General features: G+C 59.6%; 12 protein-coding genes. All 12 read right to left on the bottom strand.

Annotated features, from left to right (window positions below; genetic code table 11):
• Positions 1-4 precede the first annotated feature (4 nt).
• Positions 5-2905 (bottom strand): EAL domain-containing protein, encoded by a 2901-nt coding sequence (locus BLR31_RS06015; RefSeq protein ID WP_090593382.1) that lies wholly within the window; start codon positions 2903-2905, stop codon positions 5-7.
• Positions 2906-2978: 73 nt separating this feature from the next.
• The gene (locus tag BLR31_RS06020; protein WP_090593385.1) at positions 2979-3575 is read right to left on the bottom strand and encodes a GNAT family N-acetyltransferase; all 597 of its coding nucleotides are present in this window, start codon (positions 3573-3575) and stop codon (positions 2979-2981) included.
• 9 nt (positions 3576-3584) lie between these two features.
• Positions 3585-4844, bottom strand: coding sequence for a M16 family metallopeptidase (locus tag BLR31_RS06025; RefSeq protein WP_090593388.1), 1260 nt, complete (start codon positions 4842-4844; stop codon positions 3585-3587).
• 3 nt (positions 4845-4847) lie between these two features.
• Positions 4848-6248 (bottom strand): threonine synthase, encoded by a 1401-nt coding sequence (thrC, locus tag BLR31_RS06030; RefSeq protein WP_090593390.1) that lies wholly within the window; start codon positions 6246-6248, stop codon positions 4848-4850.
• A 33-nt stretch (positions 6249-6281) separates the two neighbouring features.
• Entirely contained in the window at positions 6282-7073 is a 792-nt protein-coding gene (locus BLR31_RS06035; RefSeq protein WP_090593393.1) for an SURF1 family protein, read from the bottom strand.
• Complete coding sequence (locus BLR31_RS06040) at positions 7073-7459, bottom strand: DUF983 domain-containing protein (RefSeq protein ID WP_090593396.1); 387 nt, start codon at positions 7457-7459, stop codon at positions 7073-7075. The genes BLR31_RS06035 and BLR31_RS06040 overlap by 1 nt, the downstream gene beginning before the upstream one ends.
• Positions 7460-7503: 44 nt before the next feature.
• On the bottom strand, positions 7504-8340 hold the full coding sequence (locus BLR31_RS06045) for a cytochrome c oxidase subunit 3 (protein ID WP_090593399.1): 837 nt from the start codon (positions 8338-8340) through the stop codon (positions 7504-7506).
• Positions 8341-8357: 17 nt separating this feature from the next.
• On the bottom strand, positions 8358-8900 hold the full coding sequence (locus BLR31_RS06050) for a cytochrome c oxidase assembly protein (protein WP_090593402.1): 543 nt from the start codon (positions 8898-8900) through the stop codon (positions 8358-8360).
• 2 nt (positions 8901-8902) lie between these two features.
• Positions 8903-9064 carry a hypothetical protein gene (locus tag BLR31_RS21615; protein WP_176762537.1) on the bottom strand — a complete coding sequence of 54 codons (162 nt, stop codon included), beginning with the start codon at positions 9062-9064 and terminating at the stop codon, positions 8903-8905.
• A complete protein-coding gene (locus tag BLR31_RS06055; RefSeq protein ID WP_090593405.1) occupies positions 9064-9993 on the bottom strand; it encodes a heme o synthase in 930 nt (309 codons plus the stop codon). The genes BLR31_RS21615 and BLR31_RS06055 overlap by 1 nt, the downstream gene beginning before the upstream one ends.
• An 80-nt stretch (positions 9994-10073) precedes the next feature.
• Complete coding sequence (ctaD, locus tag BLR31_RS06060; protein WP_090593408.1) at positions 10074-11729, bottom strand: cytochrome c oxidase subunit I; 1656 nt, start codon at positions 11727-11729, stop codon at positions 10074-10076.
• 27 nt (positions 11730-11756) lie between these two features.
• On the bottom strand, positions 11757-12602 hold the full coding sequence (coxB, locus tag BLR31_RS06065; RefSeq protein WP_176762552.1) for a cytochrome c oxidase subunit II: 846 nt from the start codon (positions 12600-12602) through the stop codon (positions 11757-11759).
• Between the last annotated feature and the right edge of the window lie 271 nt (positions 12603-12873).

The following is a 12873-nucleotide window of genomic DNA, read 5'->3' on the forward strand; positions in this document are numbered from 1 at the left end:
CCCATCACGCTTTTGACTGTTGGGCTTGTAACCGGCGGGCGAACTCTTGGCCGGGCATGGCTGCGCCGAAGGCGAAGCCCTGGGCGTAGCGGCATTCAAGGCTCTTGAGGCGCGCAATTTCATCATCGGTTTCCACACCCTCGGCAATGAGCGCGAGGTCTAGCTCGCGGGCAAGCCCCACGACTGCTGCGATGATGGGGATTTGAGTGTGGGACACGCCGCTATCGTCACGGATCTGGATGAATTCCGCCGGCAGCTTGATGGTGTCGAACGGAAACCGATGCAGATAGGCGAGGGACGAGTATCCGGTGCCGAAATCGTCCAGCGCCAAGCCAAGACCGAGGGCCTTGAAGGCCTGTAGCATGTAGACCGCGTGCTCTGGATTGGTCATCACCTGACTTTCGGTGACTTCGAGCTTCATGTGACGGGCAACAGACTTGTGCTGGGCGACGAGGGTTCGCATGTCATTGAGCAGAGATTCGCTGGTCAGCTGAGCCGCCGACATATTGACCGATATGTAGAAATCGTCGGGCAGTTTGAACGTGGTGCTCAAGACACGGGCCTGTTCGGCTGCCTCTTCAAAAGCGATCCGTCCGAGCTTTTCGATCTGGCCGGTTCGTTCAGCCAGCGGAACGAAGGCGGAGGGGCTGACCTGACCTCGTTCTGGGTGTTGCCAGCGCAGGAGGGCCTCGGCGCCGATGATGCGGTTATCGTTCTGGATATCGACAATCGGCTGGTAATAAAGCTGGAGGTCTCGACGCTCCAACGCGTCTCTGAGATCGTCTTCCATGGCCTGCGCATAAACGGCAATCGAGCGGGTCGCGGCGCGGAAGGCTTCGATGCGATCGCCGCCGTGACGCTTGGCGTAGTGCATGGCGAGTTCAGCGTCGCGCAGCACATCCTCAGCGGTGGCAGGCTTGTTGTCGTAAATTGTGATGCCGATCGACGCGGTGAGCGTCATGTCGCGGTCACCGAAGTTGAATGGATTACGCAGGGCCTTGCGCATCTGCTCGGCAATATCGGCGATCTTGCTGGCCGATTGTTCCGACAGCAGCACGACTGCAAACTGGTCGCCACTGATCCGCGCCAATGTGTCGAGCGGCCGCAGCAGGCGTGACAGTCGACGCGACACCGCGAGGAGCAGGGAGTCGGCGGCCATATGTCCTATGCGCTCGTCGATCTCAGTGAATTTGTCCAGATCGATGAGGAAGACGGCGGGTTTGACTTCCTCGAACTCGCGAGACCGAACCAGCGCGCGCTCGAGGCGGTCGAGGAACAGTTGGCGATTGGGGAGCCCAGTGAGGCTGTCATGGACGGCGTCGTGCAGCAGGCGGTCGCGGGAGGCGCGCTCGTCGGTGACGTCCTGCAAGCTGCCCACGATGCGGTTGACCTGGCTGTCACCACCCAGAACCGGCTTCACGCGCATGCGGAAGGCGCGGAAATTGCCGTCGAACCCGGCGATGCGGATGTCTGAGTTGATCTTGCCGCGCTTGAGTTCGATGAGGGTATCGAGGGCGGTGCGGAAACGGTCGCGATCTTCGGGGTGAACGCGATCCAGCCATCGCTTGATCGCGCCGCGCAGGGCCCCCTTGCGTTCTCCAAGACGGACAGCGAGTTCTTCGGAGACGTTGACGCGGTCGCGGTCGATGTTCCAATCGAAAACGAAATCGCCCGATCCGGTCATTGCCAAAGCGCGGCGCTCAACCTCCGACAGCGCCCCGATCGACACTTGGCCATCGGAAAAGGCGTGCTGGATGGCGGTGAAGCCCAAAAGCATCACGATCAGGACCAGACCGCCGGCGACGGCCGATTGGGCGATGTCGTTAGACACCTGCCCCGTCACAACCGACCAGGCGTAGAACAACCAGGCGAGGAAAATGACCCATGTGGGCACCAAGAGTACGGCCCGGTCATAGCCGCGGATGGAGAGCAGCAGGATGAGGAATATCCCCACCAGTCCTATAAGCGCCAATGACGATCGCGAGATGCCCGCGGCGAGCGCAGGATTGAAAAAGGCATAGACGAACAGCGCGATGAAAATAGCCGACAGGCCCAGCGCGATATGGGTGAACCGGAAGTGCCATCGGTGCAGGTTGAGGTAAATGAACAAGAACCCGAACAAGGCCGTGGCCAGCGCCGCCTCCGCAGCGGCGCGAAAGGGCTGGATGTTGGCGTTGCTCACGCCCAGAAGGGGCCCAAATATCCCGAAATCGATAAGCAGATAGGCAAGCACGGCCCAGGCCAAAGTCGCTGTGGCCGGGAACACGCCCCTGCCCTTCACAACGAACATGATGGTCAGAAACACCGCTGCGAGACTGGCGATGCCCAGAACCACGCCCCGGAACAGCGTGAAGGAATTGATGTAGTCGCGGTAGGCATCTGGCTCCCAAAGGTAGAGCTCGGGGAGCGTATCGGAGGTCAGTTCCACGACCAACGTAACCGTGGCGCCCGGATCGATGACGATGTCGAAAACGTCGGCCTCGCGGTCCGGCACTCTTTCGGGGCGCAGGCCGTGGCTTGGTGTCATCGCGGTGATGCGGCCCGAGCCCAGATCAGGGTGCAAGACACCCGAGCCGGGCAAGCGGAAATAGGGAGCGACCAGAAGGCGTTCGATCTGCACGTCGCTCTCATTGCGCAACGCAAAAACCGCCCAATTGGGGTTCGTGCCTTCCTGGATCGAGATCACTTCGATGCGGCGGATGATGCCATCTTCGCCGGGCGCCGTACTGATCTGTACGCTGCCGTCTTCACCGGGCAGAACGTCGAGGGCTGCGCGGAGATTGACGGCGTTGATGCCATCGGGAACCGTGACGACTTCGAACGCGGTCGCCCTTGCCGTCAGCCCCGCCAATGCCAAAGTCAGCACGGCGAACAGGACAAAAAGACGGGCGCGGCTAGAAGGCATCAAATATAATTCCTGAAAATTGCGTCCAGTGGTAGCCGGATTTGGCCCGGTTTGACAATCTTGGCCGGGATCGTCAGCCAGCCAGTCCCTCGTAGTGCTCACGGGTAAGAGCGAAAAGCATGTGGTCCCTCCACTCGCCGTTGATCTGCAAATAGTGCTCGGCGATGCCGATCTCGCAAAAGCCGTTGCTGACAAGAACGCGGCGGGAGGCAAGATTGTCGGGTAGGCATGCCGCTTCGATCCGATGCAGGCCGAGGGTGTCGAACACAAACGGCAAGACAAGGGCAACGGCCCGCGTCATTATGCCTTTCCCCGCATATTCTGCGCCCATCCAATATCCCAGCGTTACATTCTGAAAGGCGCGTCTGCGCACGTTGGACAGGGTCATTCCGCCAACAAGAAAGTCTCGTCCCCGGTCGGATTGGAAGATAAACAAGGCATATTCAGTGCCTTCCAGCGCCTCGCGCCGATTGCGTCGCACGCGGGCGGTAAAGTTGCGCAGATTGAGATCGGCCTCCGACCAGCGCGGTTCGAACGGTACGAGAAACGAACGGCTTTGAGAGCGCAGCTCGCGCCACGCTGCGTAGTCGTTTTGCTGCGGGGTTCTCAGGACAAGCCCGTCGCCGCGCAACACCGGTGTCTGCGGACGGATGACCGCGAGCGAGAACATCGGCGCAACCTATTTGAAGTGATCTGCGATCCGGGCGTAATCGGGCATCGATTTCACCGGCCCGATACCGGCAACTGCAGGCTTGGCATCTTTGAATATCTGACCCGCCACGTGTTTGACCCGCTCGGCGTCGATTCGGTTGATGCGATCGACGGTTTCCTGCAATTCAATCGGACGCCCCCACAGGATTTGCTGACGTGCCAACTGGCCCGCTCGGGCGGAGGGGCTTTCGAGCGACATCAGAAGCCCGGCGCGGATTTGGGCCCGGACGCGCGCGACTTCGGCATCGGTGATGTCCTGTGTCGAGCGCTGGAGTTCATCGAGCAGGACGGGCAGGAGTTCGGCGACGTCTTCCGCACCCGTTGCGGCCGCAACGCCAAAAATGCCGCTATCGGCGAAGGCCCAATGAAAGGCATAGACCGAGTAGCATAGCCCGCGGCGCTCGCGCACTTCCTGGAAGAGCCGCGAGCTCATACCGCCGCCAAGAATGGTCGAGAGGATTTGCGCGGCATAAAAGCCGTCGGAATTGTAGGCCCTGCCCTCGAGGCCGAGAACGATATGGGCCTGTTCGTGGTCGGAGACTTCGCGGTATTCGCCACCGATATAGCGCGCTGTTTCCGGCACGGGAGCGCCGGTTGGCTTGAGCATATGAAACCGGTCATGCGCCAGATCCACCAACTCGTCATGGTTGACGTTGCCGGCGGCGGAAATCACCATCCGGTCGCCGACATAATGGGTGTCCATGTAGGATCGAATGGAGTCCGCATTAAACCCCCTCACCGAGGTTTCAGTGCCAAGAATGGTGCGGCCGATCGGCTGATCGGGAAACGCGGCTTCCTGGAACAGGTCAAAGACGTGGTCGTCGGGGTTGTCGTGCGTCGCGCCGATTTCCTGGCAGATGACGCGCTGTTCGCGGGCCAGTTCGTTCTCGTCGAAGACCGAGTTCTGCAGGATGTCGGCGAGGATATCGCCGGCGAGCCCTACGTCATCCTTGAGGACACGGGCGAAATACCCTGTGTGCTCGATCGAGGTGGCGGCATTGATGTCGCCGCCAACCGATTCGATGGTCTCGGCGATCTCGCGCGCGGAGCGTGTCTTGGTCCCTTTGAACGCCATATGCTCAAGCAGATGGGAGACCCCGTGTTCGTCGACCGTCTCGCTTCGCGAACCCGACTTCACCCAAACCCCAAGCGCGGCGCTTTCGAGGTGCGGCATGGCGTCGGTGATCACTGTCATGCCGTTGTCGAGTGTGGTCGTCTGGACTGTCAAAACCTAATCCTCCCAGGCCCGCGTTTTTTCGCGGATGAATTGCTTGACGCTGCGGTCGTCGTTTTCGAGCACCGTAAAGCGCTCTTCGCGAGTCCCCAAATCGGCGAGATGGGGAGGAAGTTCCGGGTGACGCCCGGTCGCATCTGCTACGGTGTCAGGAAATTTGGCCGGGTGCGCGGTCGAAAGCGTAATGAGCGGCGTGTGTCCGAAGTTGTAGCCGCGCGCCACGGCAACTGCGACAGCGGTGTGTGGATCGATGAGATATTTGGACTGCTTGAGCACGTCGGCAATGATGGTTCGCGTCGCGCTTTCATCGGCCATGCCCGAACCGAAATCGGCGTTGATCTTTTCGAGTGCGTGCTCGGGAATGGCGAAGCCTCCCGATTGTCCAAGCGACGCGAAAAGGCTCGCAGTCTTTTCGCCGTCGCGGTCGAGGACCTCAAACATCAGCCGCTCGAAATTGGATGAAACCTCGATATCCATCGAGGGGCTGACGGTCTGCTGCACGCCGCGCTTTTCGTAACGCCCGAATTTGACGGCGCGCCGCAAAATGTCATTGGAGTTGGTGGCGATGACCAGCTTTTCGACCGGAAGGCCCATCTGCTTTGCCACGTAGCCGGCGAAGATGTCCCCGAAATTTCCGGTGGGCACAACGAACGTAACCTTGCGGTGCGGGGCACCAAGCGCGACGGCGGCAGTGAAATAATAGACCACCTGCGCGGCGATGCGGCCCCAGTTGATGGAGTTGACGCCGCTCAGTTTCGCCCCATCACGAAATTCATGATCGTTGAACAGCGCTTTGACGATGGCTTGGCAATCGTCGAACGAGCCTTCGATGGCGATGTTGTGGACATTGTCATCGCGCACCGTGGTCATCTGGCGCCGCTGGATTTCGGACGTCCGGCCCTTAGGGTGCAGGATGAAGATATCGGTATTTTCGCGTCCACGAAACGCTTCGATCGCAGCCGAGCCGGTATCGCCGGAGGTCGCGCCGACGATCGTTGCGCGCTCGCCCCGCTTGCTGAGCACGTGGTCGATGACGCGGGCCAGAAACTGCATGGCCACGTCTTTGAAGGCGAGCGTGGGGCCATGCCAAAGCTCGAGGACGAAATGTCCGGGCTCAAGCTCAACCAAAGGCGCGACCGAGGGGTGATTGAAACCGGCGTAAGCCGACTTGATCATCGTCCGCAACGCTTCGGGCGTGATTTCGTCACCCACAAATTTGGAAATGACGGCGAAGGCCGTGTCCTGAAACGGGCGATTGCCGAAATTGTGAATCTCGTCAGCCGTAAACTGCGGCCAGCTCTCGGGAACGTACAGTCCCCCATCGCGCGCAAGTCCGGTGAGAACAACGTCACAGAACCCAAGCGACGGCGCCTGACCGCGCGTGCTGACATACCGCATTATATGAAAATCCTCCTGGACACGGGACGCACCCTAATTGGCCCGGTCCGGTTGAGCAAGATTTGCCGGACGTCTTTGCCGCCACAGCCAGAAGCCCACCATGATGGGCGTGATGGCAGCAAAGAGATACCATGTGCCCGCATATTCGAGATGGCGATTTGGGAACGTAATCTGAGTTTCGCCACCTTGCGGTAACGCGCCCACCGGTCCTGCCACGGCATCGAGAATTACGGGCGCAACGGCGATTTCCGAATCAGGAAGGAAGGCAGCCAAACGCGTCGGATCGAGCACCCATTCGCGGCGCGCGTCGACATCAGGAGCGGGCGTGAACGCATTGACCTGCTGTGGCCGACGGGCAATAGCCTCGATGGTTGTCGAGCCCGTGGGCGCGTCCGCGCCGCCATTGATGAAATCGGCGGCCTGCGTTTCTGGCACGAAGCCGCGATTGATCCAGGCGACGCCGCCGTCCGGCGTCATCAAGGGTGCAAGCACCCAATAGCCCACGCCGCCATATTGGCCCGCGCGGTCGACCAGATTTGTGAAGACCAAGACCGTTTGTTCATGGTCGAACACGCCCGATATCACCACGGGACGATAATCGATTGCTTCGGGATCGAGCGCTGCCCATTCGCCGAGAGCGGGAAATGGTGCTGGCGGTTGATCGAACCGGTCCTCGACGGTCGCGATCAGTGCATCCTTCTCAGCCAGGCGCTGAACCTGCCACGTCCCGAGCGTGACAAAGAGCGCGGTGAGGAACGTCATGAGGATGACGAACCCGATGCGGCTCGGCGACCAGAAGCGCCGTGATGGCATGGCAGATGTCATCAGAGGTCTTCCCGCTCGCCGGGGCCGCCCCCGGGCCGGGCTCCGGTCTTGTATTGCAGGTTGATCATCACGCCCTTGAACGGCCTCAGCAAAAGCAGAGACAGGATCAGCGTCATCGGTAACCAGATGAACAATTGAGCGATGGCCGGCCAGCCGAACAGCGCATCGGTGATCAACCAACCCACGATGACTATGGTGCCCACGGGGAACATGATGAGCACGGCCGGGCCGTCGCCGCTGTCGGCAAAGCTGAAGTCCAGCCCGCAGATTTCACAGCCCTCTGCGACTGTCAGGAAGCCCTTAAAAAGATGGCCTTCGCCACATCGCGGGCACCGGCCCTTGATGCCGGTGGCGAGCGGAGAAAGCCCCTCTGTATGATCAGCCATGTGAAGTTGCCGGAAGCGCGCGAGCGTTTCCGGCCTTTCCGATTTTAGTGGTGGGCGATCGTCGCGCCCCAAGAGCCCCAGACATAGATCGAGGCGAAGAGGAAGAGCCAGACGACGTCGACAAAGTGCCAATACCAGGCAGCGAACTCGAACCCGAGATGCTGCTTCGGCGTGAAGTCGCCACGATAGGCACGCAGGAGGCAGACGGCCAGGAAGATCGTCCCGATAAAGACGTGGAAGCCGTGGAAGCCGGTCGCCATAAAGAACGTGGCGCCATAGATGTTGCCCGAGAAGTCGAAGCTCGCCTGGGTATATTCCAGAACCTGGACGGCCGAGAACAATGCGCCAAGGATGACGGTGAGGATCAGGCCCCATTTGAGCCCCTCACGATCGTTCTCCAACATCGCATGGTGAGCCCAGGTCACCGTGGTGCCCGACAACAGCAATACGAGCGTGTTGAACAGCGGCAGGTGCCAAGGATCGAAGACTTCGACACCCTGCGGAGGCCATACACCGCCGGTGAACGCTACGCGGCCGACCTGCGCGATTTCGTCGGGATAGAATGCGGCGTCGAAATACGCCCAGAACCATGCCACGAAGAACATCACTTCAGAGGCAATGAACAGAATCATCCCATAGCGGTGATGGAGCTGAACAACCGGGGTATGATAGCCGGAATTGGCTTCGCGGATGACATCCGACCACCAACCATAAAAGACATAGAGCACACCGACGCAGCCGGCGGCAAACAGCCAGGGGACGCCACCGTGCATCCACATGATGCCGCCAAGCGCCATCACAAATGCGGCAATCGACCCGACCACAGGCCAGGGGCTCAAATCTACCAGATGGTAGTCATGGTTCTTTGCATGGGCTGCCATTTCGGCTCTATCCCCCGTTAGGAATCGTGAAAAGTGTAAGACAGCGTAATCTGGCGGATTGTACGCAATTCGGAATTGGCGTCGAGGTCCGGATCGACAAAATATGTCACCGGCATCTCGACAGTGCCATTAGGCGGAATGGTCTGCTCGGTAAAGCAGAAACACTCGATCTTGTTAAAGTAGATGCCGGTGGAATCCGGGGTCACGCCGAAGCTCGCCGTGGTGCGGAGCGGCTCATCGGTGAGATTGGTCGCGCGGTAAACCACCGTGCTGATCGTACCGATGGCGTTGGTTTCGATGCGCGCCGGCACCACCTGGAGCGGAATGCCGGGATCAATCGTTGCGTCGAAACGCACCGCCATTTCGCGATCGATGATACCCTTGAGGTTATCCTCGGATATCTGCGTCGTGCCACCATAACCGGTCACGCGGCAGAAGAGATCGTAAAGCGGGACCGCTGCGAACGACAGCCCGAGCATGAACACCGGGATGCCGATAAGCCAGTAAAGGCCTTTGCGAGTGTTGCGGCCGGAGCCTTCGCCATGCTGGATCGAGGTCATGGCTAGAGATCCCTCTGGAGGACTTCTGGCCCGAGCTTGGCCACGGTGATCGCATAAAAGATAGCAACCAAAACAGCCAGCGCGATGCCGATGGCAATCGAGCGCTTGCGTCTGCGTCGCAGGAAAACATCCCGCTGGTCCTGCTCGATTTTGGGCTCCGTCATCACATTACTCCGAACCATCTGATCAATCCTACATCAGCGAGGAGCGCTACGAAGAGCACGAAGAGATAGAACAGGGAATAGGTGAAAAGGACGCGGGCGCGCCGCTTCATTTCCACGCCCTCGGAGAACCGCAGGCGCATGGCGAGCGTGGCGAAGACCAGCCCGAGAATGGTCGCGGGAACGGCGTAAAACCAGCCTACGAGCCCCGTCAGAACCGGGCCGAAACCAGCAAGAACGAGCAGGACCGTGTAGAGTACGATCTGGTTCTGGGTGGCACGTTCGCCTGCGACGTTGGGCAGCATCGGAATACCGGCAGCCTCGTAGTCGCCCTTCTTATAGAGCGCCAATGCCCAGAAATGGGGCGGCGTCCACAAGAAGATGATCATGAACAGGATCACTGCGTCCCAGGAGACGCTACCGGTCACGGCGGCCCAGCCGATCATTGGCGGAAAGGCACCTGCGGCGCCGCCGATCACGATGTTCTGGGGCGTCGAGCGCTTGAGCCACATCGTATAGATCACGGCGTAAAAGAAGATGGTGAAGGCCAGAAGCCCTGCGGCCAGCCAGTTTGTCGCCAAGCCTAGCGTCGCAACTGAAAAGCCAGAAAGTGTAATGCCAAACCCGAGCGCTTCGGGACGCGTGATGCGACCCGAGGGTATGGGACGATTGACCGTGCGGCTCATTACTGCGTCGATGTCGGCGTCGTACCACATGTTCAGCGCGCCGGACGCACCAGCGCCGATTGCGATGCAAAGAATTGCGACAAAGCCGATGACCGGGTGGATGCCACCCGGCGCTACGAGAAGACCGACAAAGCCGGTGAATACGACAAGTTGCATCACCCTTGGCTTTAGAAGCTCAAGATAGTCCTCGACCCGTCCCCCTGCGGCGAGTGATGCGGACTGTGCGTTGTCGTCGATATAAGCCAAAGACGCGGCTCCGGTGGTTCAAGCGGAACGCAACCCGGGAAGCCCGGGTTGCGTCATAGTTTTCGGTTTGGTGCCGTGGCTTACTTGAAGCGCGGCAGAGTCTCGAACTGGTGGTATGGCGGAGGCGAGCTCAGCGTCCATTCGAGCGTTGTAGCGCCCTCACCCCAGGGATTGTCTGCGGCCTTGCGCTTTTTGGCAAAGGCTTCGAACACCGAGTAGAAGAACACGACCATCGCAATAACAGTCACGACGTAACCCCAGGAGGAAACCTGATTCCAAAGGGTGTAGGCATCGGGATAGTCGATATAGCGACGCGGCATGCCGGCGAGGCCAAGGAAGTGCTGCGGGAAGAAGATCAGGTTCACGCCGATAAACATGATCCAGAAGTGCAGCTTGCCCAGGAACTCGGAATACATCACGCCGAACATCTTGGGGAACCAGTAGTACCAGCCCGCGAAAATGGTGAACACGGCGCCCAGCGAGAGCACGTAGTGGAAGTGTGCGACCACATAGTAGGTGTCATGCAGGGCACGGTCAGCACCGGCATTGGCCAGGACCACACCCGTAACACCGCCAACGGTGAACAGGAAGATGAAGCCCACGGCCCAGAGCATGGGCGTGGTGAACCGCATCGAGCCGCCCCACATCGTCGCGATCCACGAGAAGATCTTAACGCCCGTCGGCACCGCGATGATCATGGTCGCAGCAACGAAGTAGCGCTGCGTGTTGAGCGAAATACCCGTCGTGTACATGTGGTGGGCCCACACGATGAAGCCGACGGCACCGATCGCAACCATCGCAAGCACCATCCCGAGGTAACCGAAGATCGGCTTGCGCGAGAAGGTCGAGATGATGTGGCTGACGATGCCGAAGCCCGGCAGGATCATGATGTACACTTCAGGGTGACCGAAGAACCAGAACAGATGTTGGAACAGGATCGGATCGCCACCGCCGGCAGGATCAAAGAACGCCGTGCCGAAATTTCGGTCAGTCAGCAGCATGGTGATGGCGCCAGCGAGCACCGGCAGAGCCAGCAGCAGCAGGAACGCCGTGACCAGAACGGACCAAGCAAAAAGCGGCATCTTGAACATCGTCATGCCAGGGGCACGCATGTTCAGGATTGTGGTGATGAAGTTGATGGCGCCGAGGATCGATGACGCACCGGCAAGATGGAGCGACAGGATCGCGTAATCCATCGCTGGGCCAGGCTGACCTGAGGTGGAGAACGGCGGATAGATCGTCCAGCCACCGCCAACGCCCATGGCGCCCGGAGGGCCTTCCATGAACAGCGACAGGAGCAGCAGGATAAATGCCGGCGGCAGGAGCCAGAACGAGATGTTGTTCATGCGCGGGAACGCCATGTCCGGCGCACCGATCATGAGCGGCACGAAATAGTTCGCAAACCCGCCGATAACGGCCGGCATGACCATGAAGAAGATCATGATCAGGCCGTGTGCGGTCGTGAACACATTGTACATGTGCTTGCCGGCATCGAGAGATGCGTCAGCGCCGACACCATAGACCATCTGGGCAAGGCCCGGGAAAATCTGAATCCCTGGCTCTGCGAGTTCCCAGCGCATAAAGCCGGACAACGCACCACCGATGATACCGGCAATGATCGCAAAGATCAGGTAGAGAATACCGATATCTTTATGGTTGGTGGAATAGACCCAGCGCTTCCAGCCTGTGGGAATTCCGTGAGCGGCAGCGGAGTGATCTGCGTGAGCTTGTGCCATAGTCTAACCCTCTAAATCCTTTGCCGCTTATTCAATAGACGCCAGGAGCGTCGCGTTGGCACCGGCGAGATCGCCTTCGCTCGCCGCGGCAAGCCATGCGTCATACTGATCCTGCTCGACCACGCGTACTGCGATCGGCATGAATGCGTGATCCTTGCCGCACAATTCCGAGCACTGGCCGTAGTAGATGCCGGTTTCACGGGCATTGAACCAGGTTTCGTTGTTGCGGCTGGTCACGGCATCGACCTTGATACCGAAGGAGGGCACGGCAAAGGCGTGCAGCACGTCAGCGGCAGTCACAAGCACGCGGACCGTCGTATTGACCGGCACGACGAGTTCGTTGTCGACGGCCAGAAGGCGCGGCTGGTCGGGCTTGTTGGCGGCGCGCTGCTCTTCATTGAGCATGATGGAGACGTAATCGAATTCGTCGTCCATATATTCATAGCCCCAGTACCACTGGTATCCGGTCGCCTTGATGGTGAGCGTTGGCTCGGGCACCACGACCTCGCCGCCGAAGATTTGCGCGCCAAGATAGGTACGCTCCCCATCGGGCACGGTTTCCTGATCGGCGAGAACACCGAACGAGGGAATGGCGATCACGAAAAGGACCAGTACCGGGAAGACCGTCCAGACCACTTCCACAAGCGTGTTGTGCGTCACTTTGGACGGGGTCGGGTTGGCATTCTGATTGAAGCGAACAATCACCACAATCAGCAGCACCAATACGACGAGAACGATCGCCGTAATGACCCACATCAAAAGGTTATCGTGGAAGGCGATCACGGAATCCATGATCGGGGTCACCGACGGCTGAAAGCCGATCTGCCCTGGAACGGGCTGGCCAGCCTGCTGGGCGCTAGCCGCTGCAGGCATCAACGCAGGGAATGCTGCGAAAAGTGAGGCTGTGACCAGACGGAAAGAAAATCCTGTCACCTGGACTTCTCCTGAACGCGTTATTGTTGTGTGCTCCCCTAGCACGTCCGCCCGGCGCGGCAAACGCCGCACGCTCCCGACTCATCGCTAGGGTGCAGATTTTTTTCTCAGGCCAGCTAAACCACATCCGTTTGAGCAAGGCAATTGATCACAGGGTCACATTTCGTGCGTCAAATCGCGCCATTCCTGCCCCATGCATGCCCCAGTGTTG

This window comes from Pelagibacterium luteolum (assembly GCF_900100665.1).
GTDB lineage: Bacteria > Pseudomonadota > Alphaproteobacteria > Rhizobiales > Devosiaceae > Pelagibacterium > Pelagibacterium luteolum.